Origin of the sequence: Nocardia arizonensis (assembly GCF_001310275.1) — a bacterium.
GTDB lineage: Bacteria > Actinomycetota > Actinomycetes > Mycobacteriales > Mycobacteriaceae > Nocardia > Nocardia arizonensis.
In genome coordinates this window covers 1-20,760 of record NZ_LGYZ01000132.1, presented here as the reverse complement: position 1 = coordinate 20,760, position 20,760 = coordinate 1, and the positions used below count along the sequence as shown (strand labels likewise).

Here is a 20,760-nt window from a genome sequence, read left to right as displayed (position 1 = left end):
GTTGTGTCGAGACCGGTGCCGACGCACGGGCAGTGCGACCTGTCTCGACTGTGCTCCGGCTCGCCGGGTTTCGTCATGGGACAGTGTCGTGCGCAGCGGTGACCGAGGACCTTTCCTCGTCCGCCGAAGGGTTCTACCGATCGCGGTATCGACGCGACACGATCGCGAAGGTGTTCTCCACGCGCAGCGGTGTCCTTGCCCAGTTGCCGCGGTGGCGCTGGTAGAGCGGTAGATCGGGCACCGCCGCGCACGATGATCACGAAGTCGAACCGTGGTGGCGAGCACGGCCGACCCAGCCGCCACCGGACGGTGTCGCGAGGGTCTCTCAGGGAATGCTCACGGGTCGGGGAGGGGAGTGTCGGCGCCTGTAGTGTCGGCGCCTGTGTCGTCGGCGGGGAGCCATTCGACGGTGAGTTGACCACGACCGAAGCGATCGAAATCGCGGGTGACGATCTCGCGGATCCTCGACAGCACGGCCGCGTCCGCGGCTTCGATGCGTACCATCAGAGCCTGATCTTCGGTGTCGAGGACACAGCGCCCCAGCTCACCGAAGGTGACCGACCCCGAGGTCTGCGCCCAGACCGATTCGACACGTATCCCTTCGGCCCCGAGCGGGCGCGCGCGCTCGGGCGGGGCGTCGTGATGCTCGTCGCGGCGTCGCAGCGGCCGGGCGCCGCGCGCGCGGCGCTCGCCCATCGCGGCGGCGTGTTTGCAGAACTGGGTCAGATAGCGCGACGGACGGTCGGTGGCGATGCGCGCTCGGATCACTGGCATTGCGGAGACGTCCTCACCGATTCGGGGGGACCGATCCCGTCATCGCGCCGCGATGACGGGATCGGCGGCGGGTTCGCGTTGCGAGACGCGTTGTGCGCGGCGCTGACCGTAGCCGGTCATGCCCTTGGGTTTGTACACCGACAGCACCGCCGCGGCGGTCAGGATCACCAACCCGCCGATCGAGTGCACCAGATGGGTCGGGTTGCGCAGTGCGCCCACGGGTTCGGACGCGGAGATCGAGGAGGCCAGGTCGGCGAAGTAGTCGATACTGTTGGTGTAGAGGACCAGCACCGTGACCGCGACGAGGTTGAGCACCAGCTTGAAGATCACCCAGTAGTGGCGCACCAGTCCCCAACTGGTTCCCAGGCTGACGACCAGACCGGTGAGCAGCGACAGCGCGGCCAGCGGCACGATGACATACCAGATACCGATCCGCATCGAGGTCAACGCCCCCCGCACCACCATCGGATCGTTGTCGGCGACCACGGAGACGGCCAGGGCGATGTAGAGCGCGATCGCGCCCATCCATCCGACCGAGGACACGATGTGAACCAACACGGCGAAACGCCGCGAGCGCGGTGCGAGGGACATCGGGGATCGCTTTCTCGTTCATAGGATTGAAAAATACAAAGCGTCGGTACTGATACGGAGTGTATCGCAAAATGTGGGGGGTGGGCACCCGTGTCCGGCCCCCTTGGCTGCGCTGCTCGCGCACAGGTGGGCGCGCGTGTTTCGCGACAACCCGTTGTGTCCGGTTCGGTGTGTCGGGATGCGAAACGGTGGTCACCGCCCGGTCGGTTCGTCGCCGTTGCGGCCGAGATCCGCCACGAGGACTCGATATAATCCGACGGTGCCCAAACTGTGGAACGAGACCGTCAGCGCGCATCGCCGGGCCGTGCGTGACGCGCTGATGGATTCGACGGCCGAGCTCGTGGCCGAGCACGGTCTGGCCGCGGTGACCATGACCCAGATCGCCGAGACCACCGGTATCGGCCGGGCCACGCTGTACAAGTACTTCCCGGATGTCGAGTCGATCCTCACCGCCTGGCACGAACGTCGCATCGGTAACCATCTCGAGCAGTTGGTCGCGATCGCGTCGCGTGCGGGGAGTGTCCGACAACGCTTGGAGAAGGTGCTCGACGCCTACGCCATGATCGACCACACCCACCACGGCGGCGAAGTGGCGGCCGCGCTGCACCAGGGCGCGCACGCCGTCCACGCCCAACGGCATGTGCAGGCACTGCTGCGGGATCTGCTCGCCGAAGCAGCGACGGCGGGCCACGTCCGCGCGGACGTGCCGGCCGAGGAACTGGCACAGTACTGCGTGTCGGCGCTGTCGGCCTCGAACATGTTGCGCTCCAAAGCCGCTGTGCGCCGACTGGTCGCGGTCACCGTCGCGGGCCTGCGAGTCCCCGGCGCCGAGTAGCGCGCGGGGCGCGGGCGCCGCGTACTCGTGTTCGACACACGCCGGTGACGGCTTGCCGATCAGTTGTGCGCGCCCGAGTGCGTCGGCGGCGCGCCGGTCGTCGCGGTATCGGTCGAGGGCGCGGGGACCGCCGCGGAGGTCTGCGGCGCGGCGCCTGGCTGATGCCCTCCGGAGGGGGGTACGTGGCTGGTGTGGCTGCCCCCGTTCTGGGTGTGCCTACCGGGACCGTGTTGTCCGCCGCCGGCGAGCATCATGACCACGACGGCGATCACGAGGACCGCGACCGCGACGGCGCTGATCACCACCCAGCGGGGGATGGCGCCGCGGCGGGTGGGTGGTGCTTGTCGTGTGGGCTTGTCGGTCATGTCGCCTCCTGGTGGTCGGGGTGTACCCGGCCATCTTTTTCTATACAAGTTGTCTCTGTCAATACATATCGTTGTCACATGGTCGGTTCGTATACTGGGGGTATGCCCAGGGTGTGGAACGAGACGGTCGAGGCCCATAGGCGTGGGGTTCGCGAGGCGATCCTCGATGCCGCGTGGACGCTGGTGAACGAGCGCGGTCCGGCGTCGGTGACGATGTCGGAGATCGCGGAGCGGGCCGGGATCGGGCGTGCGACGCTGTACAAGTACTTCGCCGATGTGGAGATGGTCCTGGCCGCTTGGCATCATCGCCACATCACCGACTACCTCGATCATCTGATCGCGACCCGTGACCGGGCCGGTGATGGCGTGGATCGGCTGTGTGCGGTGTTCGTGGCCTACTGTCGCCATCACCGTGAGCGTGCCCGCCACGAGCGACATCAGCCGCACGGCGCGGAGCTGGCGATCCTGCTGCATCGCGCCGATGCGCAGGTGCACGCGGCTCAGCAGCAGTTGCACGCGTTGATCCGGGACCTGGTGGCGGATGCGGCGAACGCCGGGCTGGTGCGCGAGGACGTCGGTGCCGGTGAGTTGGCGACCTATTGTCTGCATGCGTTGAGCGCGGCGGATGCATTGGACGGCGACGCCGCTATCGATCGGTTGGTGCGGGTCGTCGTGGACGGGTTGCACCCCCGCAGCTGAGCCTCCGGCGGGTGTTCGTGACTGCGGTCAGGGCGTGGTGGATGTGGCGGCGTGGTCGATTCCGGGCGCGGCGAGGGTGCGGTCGTGGCGTTGGAGTACCAGGTCCACGATCGTGGGGGCGGCGCCCAGATAGTCCTGCGGTCGGAGCAGACACTCGATGTCCTCGATGCTCAGATGTCGACGGATCTCGGGGTCGGCGGCCAGGATCGCGGTCAGCGGTCGTGCGGTGGCGGCGGCGTCGAACGCGGCGGCCTGCAACCTGGTCTTGGCGAGTTTCTTGCCCAGCAGTGGTGTCAGCACGGCGGTGGTTCGCTCGCTGACGATCTGGCCGTTGGTCAGGGCCAGGTTGGCGCGCATGCGGTCGGGGTCGACGATCAGGCCGCCGGTGAGTTCGACCGCGGTCGCGGCGGCGCCGCCGACCAGCAGCAGGCAGTCGCGCAGCGGCTGCCATTCCGAGTGCCAGGCACCCGCGGGGCGTTCGTGTTCGGCGAGCAGGCACAGGTGCAGTGTCGAAGCGGGCGCCGGTATTTGCAGCGCCGCGGAGCGGATGAGGGTGCTGAGGGTGGGATTGCGTTTCTGGGGCATGGCCGAGGACTCACCGCGCCCGGCGGCGACGGGTTCGCTCAGCTCCGCGATCTCGGTGCGGGACAGGTCCATGACGTCGATCGCGATCTTTCCCAGAGCGCCGCAGGTGGCGACCAGCGCGGCGACGATGTCCACGATCGGGGTGCGGTTGGTGTGCCAGGGGACGGCCGGCGCGGTCAAGGAGAGCTCGGCGGCGAATTCGGTGGTCAACGCGCCACACAGTTGCCGCGTGTCGATGTCGGCCCCTGCGTGGATGGAGGACCGTGCGCTTTGCAGGTAGGCGGCCAGCGTGCCTGCCGCGCCGCCGAGTTGGACCGGCAGTGCCCCGTGTGCCAGTGGCGCGATGCGGTCGCGGGCGTCGAGGACGGCGCTGAGCCAGGCGGCGGTCTTGGCGCCGAAGGTGGTCGGTACGGCGTGCATGCCCAGGGTCCGGCCCGCCATGGGGGTGTCGCGGTGTCGGCGAGCCGTCGAGGCCAAGGCGGCGGCTATGTGGTCGAGGTCGGTGAGAACGGCGCGGCAGGCGCGGGTGGTGATCAGCATGGTGGCGGTGTCGAGGATGTCCTGGCTGGTCGACCCGCGGTGGACGTAGTTGGCGAGCTCGGGATCGGTCGCGGCGACCGCGGCGGTGAGCTCCTCGACGAGGGCGACGACCGGGTTGGCCGCGCCACGCGAGGCCACCGCGAGCGCGGCGACGTCGAAACGGTGTTGCCTGGCGACCGTGGTGATGGCCGCGGCGGCGGTTTCGGGGATCATGCCCACTCGCGATTGTGCGCGGGCGAGGGCGATTTCGGCGTCGAGCATGGCGGTGACCCAGGCGTCGTCGTCGAGGTGAGAGGTGATGATCTGCCCGGCTCGCACCGGGGTGAACAGTCCTGTGTCGCGCATGAAGGTGTCCCGATCGTCGGTGGGAGTGAAAGCGGTCAGGTAGGGCATCCGAGGCAGGCGGCGGGTTCCAGCGGAACCGAGGCCGAGGCGAGCATCGAGCGGGCCACGTGGTCGGCGTCGGCGAAGGTCACCGAGTTCACTCCGGGGCGTGGCCCGGCGGCGGTGACCCATCGGACCTTCTCGGTCGGCACGCCGAGGGCGAAGCGCCGTGGATGGGCGCGGCCCGAGTGATCGACCACCCGGTGGCCGGTGGTGACCTCGAGACCACCGGTGCGGTAGTCGCGGCCGGTGGGGTCGGGCACGGTGTAGCAGCGGGATTCCCCGCGCCCCAACAGGCTTCGCATGAGCGGATCGTCGGTGCGCCGGATATCGGGTTCGGGCAGGCGGGCCTCGATCAGACATCGCGCCGAGACCCGTGAGCCGCCGACGGTCGGTGAGTCGGCGACGAACCGGTCGTCCTCGCGTCGGACGCGGAGGCCGGGGCCGATCAGGACGAGGATTCCGGCGCGGATCAGCGCCGCCATTTCGGCGATGCGGTGTGCGGGCGGCCCGATGGACAGGAAGGCGTTCATCGGGGTGTACCAGCGGTCGAGGTCTTCGCGGTAGGAGGACCCGGTGATCCCGGCGTGGTCGACCACGAGGCGGACTTCGTTGCGCAGGTCGCGCAGCACGTCCAGGGCCGCTTTGACCGGGCCGTCGAGGTTGCCCTGTCGGGCCATTCGGACGTCGTCGTCCAAGTGGTGCAACAGCCACTGCTGGAACGCGTTCGGATCGGCGAAGCGCCGCCCGCGAGCCGGATCGATGACCCGTTCCCAGTGCCAGCGCCACTCGGCGGGGACAGCGGTCCGGTTCAGCAGATCGATGGTGTCGGGGCTGTTCCACGGCGCGCGCAGGAACTCGGCGCGGAAGCTGTGCAGGGCCGTGGCATCGAGGCGCTCGTGCAGCAGGCGGGTGTAGTAGACGGTCTCGACCTCGGTCGCGATCAGGGGCCAGATGTCGCGCCGGAATTCCAGATCGCCGCGCCGCAGGGCGCGCTCGCGGAACTCGAGGATCCGGGCAGGGGTCAACAGCAGCGGTGTGTGCCGAGCGCTGACACCCTTCTGGTTCTCTCCGCGCGCCTGGTAGGGCACACCTCGTCGGGAACCGGCGAGGATGAGCGGTTCCCGTCCCGAGGGCGTGTATCGCAGTCCGGCGTCGTCCTCGACGAACCTGCCGCCGCGGCCCTCGGTCAGCAACGCGAGGTGATCGAAGAAGCACAGCCCGAGTCCGCGCACGATCACCGCTTCACCGGCGGCGACCTCGCCCAGGGGCAGATCGGCCGGGTTGCCCGGACCCAGGCGTCGGGTTCGGGGGCCGTGCTCGCCGGACTCGGGCTCCGGGGGCGGCTCGTCCTGCGTCGCGGGCAGATGCCCTTGGGACAGGAGCACCGCGTCGAGGCCGCCGATGCGGCGCCCGTCGCGTAGTCGGATCTGCTGGGCACCGTCCTCGTCGACGATGTCCACCACGGTCTGCTGGATTTCGGTGACCTCGAGAAAACCGCGTGAGAGCCGTCGCAGGTGCTGATAGGACCACAGCAGATAGTGGCCGAAGAACGCGCGGGTCGGGTAGGAATCGGGGGTCAAGCGCGCGGCTTCGGTTCGCACCGGGCGCGGCGGGAGTTCGGATTCGCCGCCGTCGCGGATGTAGCGGGCCCAGTCGTAGAGACTCGGGCCGAGCTGGACGGGGCCGCACATGTCCACCGATTCGTCGGTGAACACACTGATCTGGGAGGCGACGGTGTTCATCAGCAAGTGCCGGGGCTGATCGACACGCCAGACACCGCCGGTGCCGATCCGGACCGCGTCGACGAGCACGACCTCCACCGTGGTGCCGTCCGGGGTGCGGCGCAGGTTGGCGCACAAGCGTTCGAAGACGGTCAGCCCGCGCGGGCCCATCCCGATGATGGCCAACCGTGGACGGCGCCCACGCGCCGAGACATCGTTGGACGCGGTGACCAGTGCGGCTCCTGTCACCGGTGCAGTCGCTTGGTGAGGGTGTCGCGCACGGTGGGCCAGTCGTCGTTGATGACGGCGTACTGGACGGTGTCGCGCCAGCTGCGGTCGGCGCGGCGCTTGTGTTTGCGCAGTACGCCTTCGCGTTCGGCGCCGAGATCGGCGATGGCCTGTTGGGCGCGGGTGTTGCGGATATCGGTGTGCCATACCACCCGCACGGCGCCGAGTTCGTCGAAGGCGTGCTGCATGAGCAGCAGTTTCGCTTCGACGTTGATGCCGGTGCGCCACCAGTCGCGGCCCAGCCAGGTGTAGCCGATGGCGAGCGATCCGGTGGCGGGGTTGATCTCGTAGTAGGAGGTGGTGCCGGCCAACCGAGGGGCCGCGCTGTCGCGGATGTCGATCTGGGCCAGGCACACTCGCCCGCCGGGGACGTCGGGGGCGGTCATGGTCTCGACCATGCGCGCGGCCTGCTCGATCGTGCGGGGTCGTGGACTGGTCATGTGTTCGAAGACCTCGTCGTCGGCGATGGCCAGCAGCGCTTCGGTGTGGGCGCTGGTCAACGGTTCGAGCCGGACACGGCTGCCGGTCAGGGTGATCGGGGCGAACCAGTCTTTCGCGTCGGCGGTGCTCATGAGATGTTTTCTCCTGTGTCGGCGAGTGTTTTCAGTCGTTGCAGGACCACGTCGTGGCGGGTGAGGAATCGGTGCGGGTCCAGGCCGTCGACCTCGATCCCTTGGTCGGCCAGGACTTCTTCGAAGCGTGCGTTGCCGGCGTCGTCGGTGGTGGCGGCGGCGGTTTGCAGCAGGCGGTAGGCGTGCTCGCGTTCGACGCCGTCGGCGAGCAGTCGCGCGAGGACCAGGGAGCTGTACACGGTTCCGGCGGTGTGGTCGATGTTGGCGCGCATCCGATCGGGTGAGACCTCGAGGGTCGCGACGACGTCGGTGGCCAGGGTGAGTTGGTAGTGGGCCACACCGAGGACCTGGGGCAGCGCGAGGCGTTCGACAGCGGCGTGGGCGAGGTCGCGTTCGTGCCAGAGCGCGACGTTCTCCAGGAAGGGCCCGATGTGTCCGCGCAGCACTCGTGCCAGCCCGCACAGCCGTTCGCTGGCGGTGGGGTTGCGTTTGTGTGGCATGGCGCTCGAGCCCTGGTAGGCGGATTTGCGTCGTTCCGCCACCTCGCCGACCTCGCTGCGTTGCAGCAGCCGCAGTTCCAGGGCGATGGCTTCCACGCAGGCCGCGAGTGTGGCGACGGCGCAGACCAGCTCGGCGTGCCGGTCGCGGGCAACGACCTGGGTGGGGACCGGTTCGACACCCAGGCCCAGTTCCCGGCACACGTACTGCTCGATGAACGGGTCGATGAGCGAGTAGGTGCCCACCGCGCCGGAGATGGTGCCGACCGCCACGGCCTGACGCGCGGTCGAAAGGCGGGCGATGCCGCGGTCGATCGCGAACCCGAATCCGGCGAGTTTGTGTCCGAAGGTCGTCGGTTCGGCGTGGATGCCGTGAGTTCGCCCGATACAGACGGTGTCCCAGTACCGCAACGCGCCCTCGACCAGCACGCGCAGCAGTGCTCGCGCGCTGTCCAGGAGCAGATCGCTCGCGGTCGCCAGTGTCGCGCCCAGCGCGGTGTCGACCAGGTCGTAGCTGGTCATTCCGAGGTGGACCCAGCGTGCGGCGTCGTCGGGGATCGTTTCGCAGTAGGCGGCCAGGAATGCCAGGACCTCGTGGTCGCGTTCTGCTTCCAATCGCGCGACCCGCGCCGCGCTCGGCGGTGGCGCCGAGCGGATGTGGTGCAGTGCCGCGGCGGGCACTGTGCCCAGGCGCGACTGTGCTTCGGTGACCAGGACCTCGACCCGGGTCCAGGTGTCGTAGCGGTTCTGCTCGGACCACAACTGTGCCATCTCGGGTGTGCAGAAGCGGGTGATCGTCACTGGGGGGCCTTCGCCTCGAGTCGGATGCGGTGGGTGGTGTGGCGTTCGACCGCGGGCCGGGTGTAGAGCAGGGGGACGTATCCGCCTCGCGCCCAGGTGTCGAGCAGGTCGCGGTAGTGGGGGCTGCGGGGATCCCCGGATTGGCCGGGTGTGTTGACACACAGGCTGTTGTCCCATCCGCCGACGTCGATGATCATGCGGAAGGAGGCGCCCAGGAACGGGGAGAAGTCCTGCGGCCAGTAAGCGCCGGAGGCGACCGTCGTGTTCGAGCCGCCGATCGGTATCGAGCCGACGTCGAAGGCGTGCTCGAGGTGGCCGAGGAGGTGGGGTTGGGTGTTGCGGTGCAGCGCCCCCCAACTCCAGGTGCGCGGGTCCGGGCCCAGCCGGGTGGTGAGGTCGTCGAACGCGGTTGCGAGGGTGGTGTGCAGCAGTCGGTCGCGGTGGCCGGTGGTGGGTGGGTGGCGCAGCCAGTGATGGACAGCGCCCGGGTCGGGGTAGGCGATGAGCGCGGCGGCCTGCGGTGAGGTCGCCGCCCGCAGGACCGCCGGTCCCAGATGGTGAGTCGACCAGAGTTCGAACAAGGCCGCGGCGGCGGAGTCCGCGGTTTCGACCGCATCCCATGGCTCGAGCAGTTCCCGGGCGGCGGCGGCGGGGGTGTCGTTGTCGGGTGGCGGTGTCGCGCGCAGGAGTTCAATGATGCTGCGGGCGCTGACCGACAGCAGATCGTTCTGGAGTGTGGCGCTGTCGGTGAGTGTGTGGGATCGCTGCTGGGCGAGGACTTCGACGATGCGGGTGTGGCGGTCGGGGCCGGGCCATTCGTAGCTCGGTAGCGGGTAGCCGTCGGGGACGTTGAATTCGTTGGCGCTGGCGATGAATCCGGTGGGTGGGTCGAGCGTGGTGGCGAACTCGTCGGGGGCGAGGAACCCGTTCCAGCGGTAGCGGGGATCGGCGGGCACGGGCAGCAAGCCGTCGTAGCCGACGCGGCGGGGTACCAGTCCCGCGCTGCGGGAGGCGATCGTGCCGTGGATGTCGGCGTAGACGTGGTTCTCTCCCGGTGCCCGCCAGTGTTGGAGCGCGGCGTCGAACCGCGGCCACGTCGTGGCCGTCATGGACTCCAGACTGCCCAGGTAGGGGGCGGTGCCGGGCTGGAACCAGGTGGAGCGCAACACATAGGCGTTGCCGTGGTGGTGGTCGACGTGCAGAACCGGACCGTGCCTGGTGAACTGCAATTCGACCTGCGCCGGGTCGCCGCCGCGCACGGGGATGGTTTCGGTGACCGTGTCCAGGTGTTCGGTGCCCAGATCGCACACCACGAGATCCTCGGTGTCGATCGGGCACACCGTGAACCCGAAGGCGGCGGTGCCGTTGTGGCCCAACGCGATACCGGGGGTGTGGGGTTCACCCGCGCCGATGACGTCCAGGCCCGGCGCGCACAGGTGCACGATGTAGCGCAGGGAGGGGGTGGCGTAGCCGCGATGGGGATCCCCGGCCAGGACAGGTCGGCCGGTGGCGGTCCTGTCCGCGGCCACTGCCCAGCAGTTGCTGCCCTCCACCACGTCTTTCGGTACCGGCACCGACGTTCGGCCGGTGGCCAGCAGATACGGGGCGAGTACCTGCGCGGGTAGATCCGGGTCGATGCCCTCGGGCATACCGGCGCGGTGCTCGCGGGCCAGCCCTTGGCGCAGGGTGTCGGCGTCCAGGTCGGCGACCGCGGCGACCCTGGCGCGGTGGACCTGGGACATCAGGTTGAACACCGGGGCGTGGGCGCGTGGGCGTACCACGTCCTCGGGTGCCCACCGCGCGGGCCGATGGCCGGTGAGCGCGAATTCCGGGGGCAGGTCCTCGGGATGGGTGTCGAGTCGGTCGATGTAGGCGTTGATCCCGGCCACGAACCGGGTGACCGCGGTGCGGGTGGTGTCGCCGTAGGCGTCCCATTCGGTGTCGAGGTCACCGCGGTAGGCCAGCAGGCGGGCCGCGCGGTCGTGGTCGATGTAGGTGGGACCGAACGCTTCGGCCATCAGTCCCAGACCGCGGCGGCGCCACAGGTCGAGCTGGAACAGGCGTTCGCGGGCGGCGTTGTAGCCCTGGGCGAAGAACACGTCCTCGGTCGATGCCGCGTAGATGTGGGCGATCCCCCAGGTGTCGATGAGGATCTCCACGGGCTCGTCGAGTCCGTGCACAGGGTGAACCGTTGTCGACACGAGCGCTCCGTTCACTGCGAGAGATCGGCTGTGGCGGACGGGGAGAGTGGTTTCGGGGCGCTGTGGCTGCGGGTCACCGCGCGCAGCAGCGGACCGGTCAGACCCGTGGTGACCACAGCCATGACGACGAATATCGCGAACAGGGTGGAATTGAGGATGCCCAGTTGCCGGCCGAGGTTGAGCACGATGAGCTCGGTCAAGCCCCGGCAGTTCATCATGATTCCCAGCGCGAGCGCGTCACGACGCTGTTCACCGACCACCAGGGCCGCACCGGCGGCGCCGATCACCTTGGTGGCCACGGCGACGGTGATGATCACCGCCGTGGCCAGGATCGTGGAGGTGCCCACGGCAAGCCCCAGATCGGTGCGGACACCGACCACGACGAAGAACAGCGGCAGCAGCACCCACATCGTGACACCGTGCAGCTTGGTGGCCAGACCGGTCACCAACGCCGAATCGCGCGGCATCACGATTCCGGCGAGGAAGGCGCCGAAGATGGCGTGCACACCGATCGCTTCGGTGGCCAGCGCGGCGGCCAGCACGAAACACACCAATCCCGCGTATATCGCGACCGGGGGTTGCTCGGATCGCTCGATGCGTGCCAGCAGCCGCGCCAACAGGGCGCGCACGAGGGTGAGCATGGCCACGGTGAACACGACCGCCAACACCACCGACCGCACCGCCGGCAGCACCGAACTCTGGTGTGCGATGGTGACCACGACCGCCAGCAGCGACCACGCGGTGAGATCGCATATCCCCGCCGCGCCCATGCCGATACTGCCCAGCCGCGTCCTCATCAGGTTCTGCTCGTCGAGGATTCTTGCCAGCACCGGGAATGCGGTGACCGCGAAGCACAATCCGATGAACAGCGCGAACGCGGTCGTGCCCGGTTGATCGGGCCGATAGCGCGTGTACAACCACCAGGACAGGACCACCCCGCCGAAGAACGGTAGTGCGATGGCCGAATGCCCGATGGCCATGCTGGTCGCACCCGCGCGACGCAGATCGTTGAGCGAGACCTCGAGCCCGACCAGGAACATGAACAAGGCGACACCGAGTTGGGCCATGGAGTCCAGGTGGGTCAATACCATCGACGGGAACAGCCACCCCTGCGCCTGCGGAGCCAGCGCCCCGAGCGCGGTCGGCCCCATCAACAGGCCGGTGATCAGTTCACCGAAAACTCTGGGCTGTCCGAGTTTTTCGGCGACCGCGCCACCGAGCGCGGCCGCTCCGACGACGACGACGACCGCGAGCAGCAGATGCGGCAACAGCGAAGCCGGCCTGCTCCCTGTGGCCGTGCCGGCGCCCAGCACGGCATGGCCGATCGGCACCAGCAGCAGCGCTGCCGCGGCCGCGGCGACGGGCAGTGCCACTACCAGAAGATAGGCCAGGACCACTCGTCTCATCGGTGACCTCGGTTCGTGTTCACGCGACGGGCAGGCGCAGCGGGGGGCCGTCCACTCCGTAGACCGGGCACCCGAGTTCGAGTTCGAACGGCGCGAACAGCGAATACTCGGAGTGTTCGCGCAGTCGTTTCACCAGCCGGTTCGAGTCGGTCCAGAAGTCACCGTTCAGGGTCAGGACCCGGTCCTTCTCCTCGAGTCCTTCGGCGGTCAACAAGGTCCGGATGTAGGTGCCCATGGTGCCGACGCGGGTGTCGTACACGGCGCGGATGAGCCGGTAGTAGGTCTCGTACCCGGTCTTGAAGAAGTTCGCGTAGCGGCGCTGGGCCTCGGCTTCACCGGCCTCGTTCTCGAGTATCCGGCGGGTCTGTTTGGCGGCTGCGCGGCCGGTGGCCAGCGCGAGATAGACACCGGCGGAGAACACCGGGTCGGTGAAGCAGCCCGAGTCGCCCACGACGAAGAACCCCGGTCCCGACACGGTATCGGAGTGGTATTCGAAATTGCGTTCGCCGCGAATGTCGTGCCACACACTGGTTCCCGTGAGACGTTCGCCGATGCGGGGCAGACGCGCCAGACTGCGGTCGAAGATCTCCTCGGCGGTGGAGGCGCGAAGGAGTGACACAGGTGTCATCGCCCCGACGCTGATGATGTCGTCTCGGATCGGGATCGCCCACATCCAGCCCTCGGCGTGCACACCGATCTGGGTGTCGCCCTCACGGGTCGGGTTGTAGCGTTCGTCGAGCCCTTCGAAGTGCTTGAACACCGCGGCCATCTTGAGGGTGTTGTCGGTGGAGCGCAGGCCCAACTGTCGGGGGATGACCCCCGCGCGGCCGCTGGCGTCGACGACGAAGCGCGCGGTGGCGGTCTCGGTGACGCCGTCGTGTTCGAATCGGACGCCGCTGATGCGTTCGCCGGTGAACAGCAGTTCCTTGACCGGGGTCTCTTGCAGGACGGTGACGCCGGGCGATTCGGCGGCGGCGTCGAGCAGGATCTGATCGAATCGGGCGCGCTCGACCTGATAGGTCCAGGTCCGGTAGCCGTCGGCGCCGGTGACCTCGAGATCGACCAAGCGGTTGCCCTCGGGCAGGATCAGATCCAAGCCGCGCTTGACCGGGAATCCGTGGCCGGACATCCGATCCAGCACACCGAGCAGCTCCAGCATGTCGGCGGTGTAGGGCAGCAGCGATTCACCGATGTGGAAGCGCGGGAAACGGTCCTTCTCCAGCAGCAGAACCGAGCGCCCGCCCTGCGACATGGTGATCGCGTAAGCGGCCCCGGCGGGGCCGCCGCCGATGACGATGGCATCGTATTCGCTGCGCAGGATCTCGTGCGGTGTCATGGTGTCCTCGTTTCGAGTTCGTGTGCGGGACCGTCGGTGGATGTGCGGGTATGGCGGGCCCACGCGGCCAGGGTGGGTTCGGCGGTGAAATCCTCGAGCGCCATGCGGATCCCGGCACGGCGCCACAGATTGATCACCCGCAGCATCCCCAGCGAATCCAGACCGAGATCGAGCAGATCGGCGTTCTCGGGAATCTGCTCGGGTTCGCGTTGCAGGACGGCGGCGAGGGTGGCGCGCACTTCGTCGAGGGTGGGTGGTCGGCCGGGTGGACGTAGCGACATGGTTTTCTCGGATCTGCTCGAAGAGGGCGGGATTTCAAGAGGATGCGGCCGCGGCGATCAATGCCTTCTTGTCGACCTTGCCCAGACCGGTCAGAGGCAGTTCGGTGACCACCTCGAGGCGATCAGGCAGTTTGTAGTCGGCGATACCGCGCTCCTGCAACGCTTTCCGCAGCTGTGACAGCGTGGGTGCGGTGTCGGTGGCTCGGATGTAGGCGCAGATGCGTTCTCCCACATAGGGGTCGGGGATCGGTATCACCGCGACCTGGTCGACGAGGGGATGGTCGAGAAGATAGCCCTCGATCTCGGCGGCCGAGACCTTGTTGCCGCCGCGTATGATCACGTCCTTGCGGCGGCCCTGCACGATCAGCTCTCGGGTGAAGGTGAGGCGTGCGAGGTCTCCGGTGCGGTAGAAGCCGTCGGCGGTGAACGCGGTGGCGTTGTGCTCGGCGGCGCGGTAGTAGCCGCGCAGAGTGTAGGGGCCTCGGGTCCACAGTTCCCCGGTCATTCCCGGGTCGAGGTCGGCTCCGTTGTCGTCGACGATGCGGATCTCGTCGTCGGGGGAGAGCGCGCGCCCTTGGGTACCCACGACGATGTCGTCGGGGTCGGTGTCGCGGGTCATGGTGATCAGGCCCTCGGCCATGCCGAATACTTGTTGGAGTCGCGCTCCGAACGCGGGGCCGACGGCGGCGGCGAGGTCGTGGTGCAGCGGCGCTCCGCCGATCTGGATCGTGCGCAGACTGCTCAGGTCCGAGGTGTCGTCGGTGACGGTGTCCAGCCACATCTTGGCCACGGCCGGGACCAGGGCGGTGACGGTGACGTGTTCGGCTTCGATGAGTTCGAAGCAGTCGGCGGGGACCGGATCCTGCGCGAACACCACCGTGCCGCCGACTCGGAGCGTGCCCAGGACTCCCGGGCAGCCCCAGGTGAAGTTGAACGCCACCGGCAGTGCCGTGAGATAGACATCGGTTCTGCTCAGCCCGGTCACCGCGGCCGCGGCCCGGGTCTGGTAGGCGTAGTCGTGGTGGGTGCGGGGGATCAGTTTCGGCAGGGCGGTGGTGCCTCCCGACAGCAGGAAGAACGCGACATCGCCGGGGTCGAGCGCCGGGCTCGCCGCCGGTTCGGCCTCGAGGCGTGCCAGTTCGACAGCGCCGTCGGGGATGTCCTCGCCGTGGACGAACAGGCGCAGGCCGGGGTGTTCGGCGGCCATCGTGGCAGCCAGGTGGGTGTAGTCGAATCCGTGGCTGTGGTCGGCCACGATGTAGGCGACCGCGTCGGTCATCGCGAGCAGATGGCGGATCTCGGTGGCCCGATGCGCCGCCAGCGCGAAGACCGGTTTGACGTCGATGCTGATCAGGGCGAAGAAGGTGATCACGAATTCGGGGATGTTCGGTAGCTGGAGCACCACCCGATCCCCCGCGACGAGCCCGTGTGCTCGCAGGCCCGCCGCGCGGCGGCGAACGAGCAGATCCATTTCGGTGTAGGAGATTCGGTGATCGCCGTGGACCAGCGCGGTGCGCTCACGATGGCGTCGCGCCCAGTCGCCGGGAAGATCGGCCAAGGTCTCACCGCTCCAGTGGCCGTGGTCGCGGTAGCGGGTCGCGACGTCGGCGGGCCACGGGGTGCAGCCGTCGAGCATGAGAGGTTTGCTCCGTTCGATCGGTGGGCGGGTGTGGTCGGCGCTCAGCCGGCGGTGGCGGGGACCGGGGCGGCGGCGGGGACCAGGAAACGGGCGACGCTGTCGAGCTTTTCGCAGGTTTCCTCGAACTCGCGCTCGGGCCGGGACTCGCCCACGATGCCGGCGCCGGCCTGGAGCCAGGTCCGACCGCCGCGTCGATAGACCGCGCGCAGGACCAGGGCCGCGTCCATGCCGCCGTCGTCGTCGACGGTGAGGATCGCACCGCTGTAGAGTCCCCGCGGATGCGACTCGTGGGCGCGGATACCGGCGTAGGCGGCGGGCTTGGGGACACCGGAGGCGGTGACCGCGGGGAATACCGCGGCGAAGGCGTCCCAGGCGTGGCGTCCGGGAGCCAGATGCCCGGCTACCCGGGAGGCCAGGTGTTGGACGGTGCCGCGTTCGCGCACGGCCATGAATTCCTCGACGGTCAACGTGTCGTGGTCGCAGACGTCGCGCAGTTCGTCGTGGGCGATCTTCACCGAGATGGCGTGTTCGTAGATCTCCTTCGGATTGGACAACAACTCAGCGCGCAGACGCCGGTTGCGGGCGGGATCCTCGGTCAAGGCGCGAGTACCGGCCAGGGGTTGGCTGATGACTCTGCCCTTCGCGTCCACCGCCACGACGACCTCCGGGCTGAATCCCGCCGCCTCGATTCCTCCCAGGCACAGCAGAAACGAGCGGGCCGGAGTGTTGCCGCGGCGTCCGCGGTGATAGGTCGCGACGAAGTCGATGTCGCCGTCCACCTCGAAGGTGCGCGAGAGGATCACCTTCTGCAATTCCTCGGCGCCGATCGCGGCCACGGCCTCGGCGACGGCCCGACGGTAGTGGGCTCCGTCGGCACGGACATCGAGCGGGCGGGTGGGGGCGGCGACCGGTTCGCTCGCGGCGCTCAAGCACGCGGCCACCGCCTCCACGCCCGCTTCGTCGGCGCTGCGCACCAGCACACCGCGCTCATCGATGCGGACCTCGGTGTGCGGCACGACCAGGTGCAGCAGGCGCTGGTCCTGGATCGACGAGAGGTCGCCGTCCTTGGCGTAGGCGAGCTCGAACGCCGCCCACCCGTAAGCGCGCCACCCCGCCACCTCTATCCGGGCCAGCAGAGCACGGACCGCGTCGAGGGGCCGCCCGTCCCACTCCAAATGCACCCGGGTGGTGCCGCTGGTCAGGTGGGCGCCGGATCGGTCCAGGTGTATCTCGGCGCGGGCGCCGCCTGCGTAGCACCACTGGTGGGGCCGTTCGTAGACGATGTGCTCGCGATGCAAGCCGGCGGCGGCCAGACTCGTCACGGCGGTGAGCGGATCGACTGCCAGGGTGAAGTGTCGTTCGAGGTAGGGGCGCGCGGGTGTGCTCGTCATATCGGAGAGTCCTTGTCGCAGACGGGGAGTCCTTGTCGCCGGGTGTCAGGCGGTGACGGCCTCGGCGAAGTGGTCGATGATCTGTGCGGCCTGGGCGGGATTGAGCCGGGGGTCGCACGGCGGCGCGGGACTGGACGCACTGCTCGATTCCGGGGTCTCGTGGCATTCGGCGACGTCGTCGGGGCTGACCTCGAGGTGCAGGCCCGCGGGGTGGGCGCCCGCGGCGCGCAGCGTGTGCGCGAATCCGGTGATCTCGGCGCGCAGATCCGGCAGCAGACGGGTTTTACGGCCCCCGATGACGCGGGTGTTGGCGTGCATGGGATCGCACTGCCACAACACCGGGGCGCGGGACTCGGTGACGATACGCAGCAGCGGATCGAGCCGTGCCGCGATCGTGTCGGCGCCCAACCGGGTGATCAGGCTCAGCCGCCCCGGCTGGTGGCGGGGGTCCAGCGCGCGGGCCAGATCGAATACGTCGTATCCGGTGGCGGTGGGACCGATCTTCACCGCGACCGGGTTCGTGATCGAGGCGGCCCACTGGATGTGCCAATTCCACAGTCGCCGTGTCCGATCCCCGATCCACACCAGATGCCCGGTACCGGCGTAGGCCGTGGCCCCGCACTGGGTCAACGGCGCTTCGTAGTCGCGTAGCAGCGCCTCGTGGGAGACGAACGCCGTCCGGTCACCCTCGGCGGTGAGTGCCTCGAGGTCGGCGAGGGTGTCCAGGGAGTGGCGATAGGCCGACAGCAGGCGATGGGGATCGGGTCGTCGCGCTATCGCGTCGGGGTCGCGGTCGTTGACGGCGTCGCCGCGGTAGGTCAGCATCTGGGTGCCGTCGTCGGCCGCTTCGACTGCCTGACTGCGCGGTTTGGCGTATTGTCCCGCCATTCTCGTCACGAGTACCACCTCGCGGCCGGTTCGTTCGGCGAGGCGATCGGCCAGACTGCGATACAGTTCCCAGCGTCGTGCGATATGTCCGGTACCGGCCATGTCGAAGGTCTCGGCGCATTCCCCGATGTGCAGCACATGCGCGTGCCCGGCTTGGGCGCGAGCCAGCTCCCCGCACAGCGCGTCGATCCCGGCGGGCCGAACCAGGGGCGGCAGTTGCGCGAGATCGGTTCGCACCGCACCGATATCGCTGCGAGGGTCCCAGGGCGGCTGGTGTTCGGCGGGCAGATTCGCCAGCCCGGCCAGACGTGCGGCCGCCGGGCCCGTGGCGGTGCTGACCTCGACGTGATCGGAGAGTCGGCGCAGCATGAGGTTCCTTTGCTCGGACTAGCGGGGGAAGGAGGCGACGGCGGGGGTGGCGATCGTGGCCCAGTGCCAGGCCGGATCGAAGGCGGCGACCCGAATCTGCCGGCGCGCCGACAGACTCGCGGCGTGGCCGGTGGCGGCGGCGATGAATCCCGAGGTGCGGTGCGCTGCCAGCAGTTCGGGTTCGGTGAAGGGGTCGCTTTCACAGCGCAGCAGTCGCAGGTCGACGAATCCGCCGAAACGGTGCCCGTCGATCGTGACCGGTTGGGGGCTGCGGATGCTGAAACGCACCCGCGCGGCGACGTGGCCGTGGTGGTGTTGGTCGGAGTAGTAGGCGATGTCGGGGACGCCCGGCGCGACGAAGTAGTCGCGCGCGAGCACTTCGTCGGTCTTGGGTAGGTTGCCGGCCAGGAAGTGCCAGGAGTTGTACTGCATGCGCGCCGACATCGACCAGGCGATGTCGGCCAACGCCGCGGAGTCGTCGCCGAAGAAGCGGCGCGCGCGGGGGTCGGGCACGACACAGCAGAAGTACTCCGGCAGCTCCCACCCGACGATCGTGGGCCAGTCCTGGACCCGCATGGCCTCGATCAGAGCGCTCAGTCCGCGCAGTCCGCGGCTCATGGCGAAGTCGACCGCGAAACCCTCGCGGGCCGCGGCGACGGTTTCGTAGATCAACGATTCCAGTCCGGTGCCGAAATCACCGTGCGGCTGGATCAGCCACTGCGGGGCGGCGGCGAGGCTGTGACCGAGTTCGATGAACGTCTCGCCCTCGAGAGGCAGACATTCGCGCAGGCGTGAGCACAGCGCCGCTTCGAGGTCTCGGGTGCGTGTGGTGGGCGCGGCGGCCACGCGTTCGATCTTGTGCATCAAGGGCCCGTAGATCTCGCGGTAGAGCTGCACCGATCCGGTCAGTTCGCCACGGCGGGTGCGCAATTGCTGTGCCAAGGTGTGCAATGCTGCGATCCGCGGGGCCGTCACCGCCGGGATCGGGGTGGCGCCGGGCACCGCGTTGTAGCTGCGGCGGGTCCGGTCGAGCAGCTCCGCGAGGTTGCCCGCGTCGATCTGGGTTCCGTTGACTTCCTCGATCCGTGCGTAGCCACCGGATCCGATCAGCAGGCTCAGGCAGACCACCACCATCGCCTCGGCGTCGGACCAGTCCGGAAGCGGGGTCGCGCGAAGAGCGCTGAGCACGCAGTCGGGGTGGCCGGCGAACAGCGTCTTGCCCGCGAGGTTGTTGCGTTCACGGAAATTGGTGTAAAGCTGATCTTCTCGGTACAGCACGAACGGCGCGGTGCGGCGGGCGGCGTCGATGAGTTCGTCGAGCAGTTGCTCGCGGCCGTGCGAGCCTGCGGCCGCCAACCAGGCTCGACATTCACTCACCGACTCGCGGTCCTCGATCGCGGCGCGCTCGGCGAGGTCTCGGTATGCCTCGACATCGGCGGCGGCCCACCGCAGATGGAACACGCCGTCGACGAGGTCGTCGCGCTCGGCGACGCCGGGGCCGTCGGGAACCCCGACCACGACCCGACCCGTCGTCGTCAGCCCGAGCGCACCGAGAAACCCCGATGCCTGTGCCGATCGCTGTCGATCGGCGATGTCCCAGCCCAGTCCGCGTGTCACCTGCAACGCCGCCCGCTCCGCGGCCGGCAGCGCCCGCAGCCCGATGTCGGCGGGAACCCGACGGTCCAGAGTCAACAACGTCGATACCGCGGCGTCGACATCGGCCGCCGCGGCGGCGGACTTCCACACCGACGCCAGCAAGGTCGGGAACCCCGCCGAACGGTCCAGGACACGGTCGGGGACCGGCGTGACGCCCGCTTGGCGTTGCAGACGGCTTGGGCGGCGACTGCGGCGGGCCAGCGCCATCGCCTCGCGTCGCGACAGCCCGTCGTGGGTGTCCTCGCTCATCGCGCGGTCCCGCTGCTCGCGGCGACGAAGTCCCACATGTCCTGGCCGGTCTGTTCGTAGTCCTCGTCGAGGTAGATGCAGTCGACCGGGCAGACAGCGACGCATTTCGGGCAGCCCGAGCAGAGTTCGGGCACGATCACGACCCGCAGACCACTGTCGAATATCGCGCCGAACTCGGCGGGACAGCTACGCACGCAACTGTCGCAGGTGATGCATTCCGCGGACTCGATCCGCCGTGGCGGTTTCTTCCACGCGGAATTCCTCGACCTCGATTCGATTCGTTCCGATCGAAGAGCAGTGGATTCGGGAAAATCTTTCGGCGGATTGGACAATTCCGGTCTCCCTGGCGCGCGATTCTCAACTATTTCGGGCGGCGCATTCAGCGGTCATCGACGATGCGTCGGAGAATATGACGTAAGCCGTCGGCGGCGACAGCTCCGTGATCACAGAATCTGACAACCGGAGGGCCACCGTCAAGCAATCGCCGGCGAGCATTCCCGAACAATACGTCGATGCGGGATCGGTACCGTCCGAGTGAAGAATGTCGCAGTTGAACAGTTCGACCGGAGAATTTCACAGTTGAACGGAACCGTGGCCGTGCAGGTGTTCGGGTCGGGTGGTGGTGATATCGGAAGGTAGCGGCCTACCATTCGCGGGAAACCGTGCGCTTCGGGAAAGGAATGCGATCG

At 68.6% G+C, this 20,760-nt stretch carries 18 protein-coding genes; 2 read left to right on the top strand and 16 right to left on the bottom strand.

Features of this window, described 5'->3' with window-relative positions; genetic code table 11:
* Positions 1–336: 336 nt before the first annotated feature.
* Positions 337–774: a DUF2218 domain-containing protein gene (locus tag APZ21_RS30785; protein WP_082393587.1), complete on the bottom strand. Its 438-nt coding sequence runs from the start codon at positions 772–774 to the stop codon at positions 337–339.
* Between the two features lie 39 nt (positions 775–813).
* Positions 814–1,317 (bottom strand): DUF2269 domain-containing protein, encoded by a 504-nt coding sequence (locus tag APZ21_RS30780; protein ID WP_239476926.1) that lies wholly within the window; start codon positions 1,315–1,317, stop codon positions 814–816.
* Between the two features lie 307 nt (positions 1,318–1,624).
* Between APZ21_RS30780 and APZ21_RS30775 the strand changes: the two genes are divergently transcribed.
* Entirely contained in the window at positions 1,625–2,200 is a 576-nt protein-coding gene (locus APZ21_RS30775) for a TetR/AcrR family transcriptional regulator (RefSeq protein ID WP_040714281.1), read from the top strand.
* 59 nt (positions 2,201–2,259) lie between these two features.
* Here the strand turns inward: APZ21_RS30775 and APZ21_RS30770 are convergent, their stop codons facing one another.
* Positions 2,260–2,565 (bottom strand): hypothetical protein, encoded by a 306-nt coding sequence (locus tag APZ21_RS30770; RefSeq protein WP_051030356.1) that lies wholly within the window; start codon positions 2,563–2,565, stop codon positions 2,260–2,262.
* 102 nt (positions 2,566–2,667) lie between these two features.
* Here APZ21_RS30770 and APZ21_RS30765 point away from each other — a divergent pair, with 102 nt between their 5' ends.
* Positions 2,668–3,264 carry a TetR/AcrR family transcriptional regulator gene (locus tag APZ21_RS30765; protein ID WP_040714280.1) on the top strand — a complete coding sequence of 199 codons (597 nt, stop codon included), beginning with the start codon at positions 2,668–2,670 and terminating at the stop codon, positions 3,262–3,264.
* Positions 3,265–3,291: 27 nt separating this feature from the next.
* Here APZ21_RS30765 and APZ21_RS30760 read toward each other — a convergent pair whose 3' ends face one another.
* The 13 genes from APZ21_RS30760 to APZ21_RS36100 form a co-directional block, all read right to left on the bottom strand.
* A complete protein-coding gene (locus tag APZ21_RS30760) occupies positions 3,292–4,734 on the bottom strand; it encodes a class-II fumarase/aspartase family protein (protein WP_051030375.1) in 1,443 nt (480 codons plus the stop codon).
* Positions 4,735–4,769: 35 nt separating this feature from the next.
* A complete protein-coding gene (locus tag APZ21_RS30755) occupies positions 4,770–6,746 on the bottom strand; it encodes an FAD/NAD(P)-binding protein (RefSeq protein ID WP_239476925.1) in 1,977 nt (658 codons plus the stop codon).
* Positions 6,743–7,357, bottom strand: coding sequence for a GNAT family N-acetyltransferase (locus APZ21_RS30750; RefSeq protein WP_040714277.1), 615 nt, complete (start codon positions 7,355–7,357; stop codon positions 6,743–6,745). The genes APZ21_RS30755 and APZ21_RS30750 overlap by 4 nt, the downstream gene beginning before the upstream one ends.
* Complete coding sequence (gene purB / locus APZ21_RS30745) at positions 7,354–8,655, bottom strand: adenylosuccinate lyase (RefSeq protein ID WP_239476923.1); 1,302 nt, start codon at positions 8,653–8,655, stop codon at positions 7,354–7,356. Before purB ends, APZ21_RS30750 begins: the two co-directional genes overlap by 4 nt.
* Positions 8,652–10,856: a penicillin acylase family protein gene (locus APZ21_RS30740; protein WP_204249188.1), complete on the bottom strand. Its 2,205-nt coding sequence runs from the start codon at positions 10,854–10,856 to the stop codon at positions 8,652–8,654. The genes purB and APZ21_RS30740 overlap by 4 nt, the downstream gene beginning before the upstream one ends.
* 11 nt (positions 10,857–10,867) lie before the next feature.
* The gene (locus tag APZ21_RS30735; protein WP_082393586.1) at positions 10,868–12,262 is read right to left on the bottom strand and encodes a cation:proton antiporter domain-containing protein; all 1,395 of its coding nucleotides are present in this window, start codon (positions 12,260–12,262) and stop codon (positions 10,868–10,870) included.
* 19 nt (positions 12,263–12,281) lie between these two features.
* Complete coding sequence (locus APZ21_RS30730; protein WP_051030354.1) at positions 12,282–13,598, bottom strand: NAD(P)/FAD-dependent oxidoreductase; 1,317 nt, start codon at positions 13,596–13,598, stop codon at positions 12,282–12,284.
* Positions 13,595–13,837: a phosphopantetheine-binding protein gene (locus tag APZ21_RS30725; RefSeq protein WP_051030353.1), complete on the bottom strand. Its 243-nt coding sequence runs from the start codon at positions 13,835–13,837 to the stop codon at positions 13,595–13,597. Before APZ21_RS30725 ends, APZ21_RS30730 begins: the two co-directional genes overlap by 4 nt.
* 76 nt (positions 13,838–13,913) lie before the next feature.
* Entirely contained in the window at positions 13,914–15,515 is a 1,602-nt protein-coding gene (locus APZ21_RS30720) for a (2,3-dihydroxybenzoyl)adenylate synthase (protein WP_040714274.1), read from the bottom strand.
* 44 nt (positions 15,516–15,559) lie between these two features.
* Positions 15,560–16,909, bottom strand: coding sequence for a salicylate synthase (locus APZ21_RS30715; RefSeq protein WP_040714273.1), 1,350 nt, complete (start codon positions 16,907–16,909; stop codon positions 15,560–15,562).
* 45 nt (positions 16,910–16,954) lie between these two features.
* A complete protein-coding gene (locus APZ21_RS30710) occupies positions 16,955–18,166 on the bottom strand; it encodes a 3-deoxy-7-phosphoheptulonate synthase (protein ID WP_051030352.1) in 1,212 nt (403 codons plus the stop codon).
* 18 nt (positions 18,167–18,184) lie between these two features.
* Positions 18,185–20,071, bottom strand: coding sequence for a hypothetical protein (locus APZ21_RS30705; protein ID WP_040714272.1), 1,887 nt, complete (start codon positions 20,069–20,071; stop codon positions 18,185–18,187).
* Entirely contained in the window at positions 20,068–20,403 is a 336-nt protein-coding gene (locus tag APZ21_RS36100; protein ID WP_040714271.1) for a 4Fe-4S dicluster domain-containing protein, read from the bottom strand. Before APZ21_RS36100 ends, APZ21_RS30705 begins: the two co-directional genes overlap by 4 nt.
* Between the last annotated feature and the right edge of the window lie 357 nt (positions 20,404–20,760).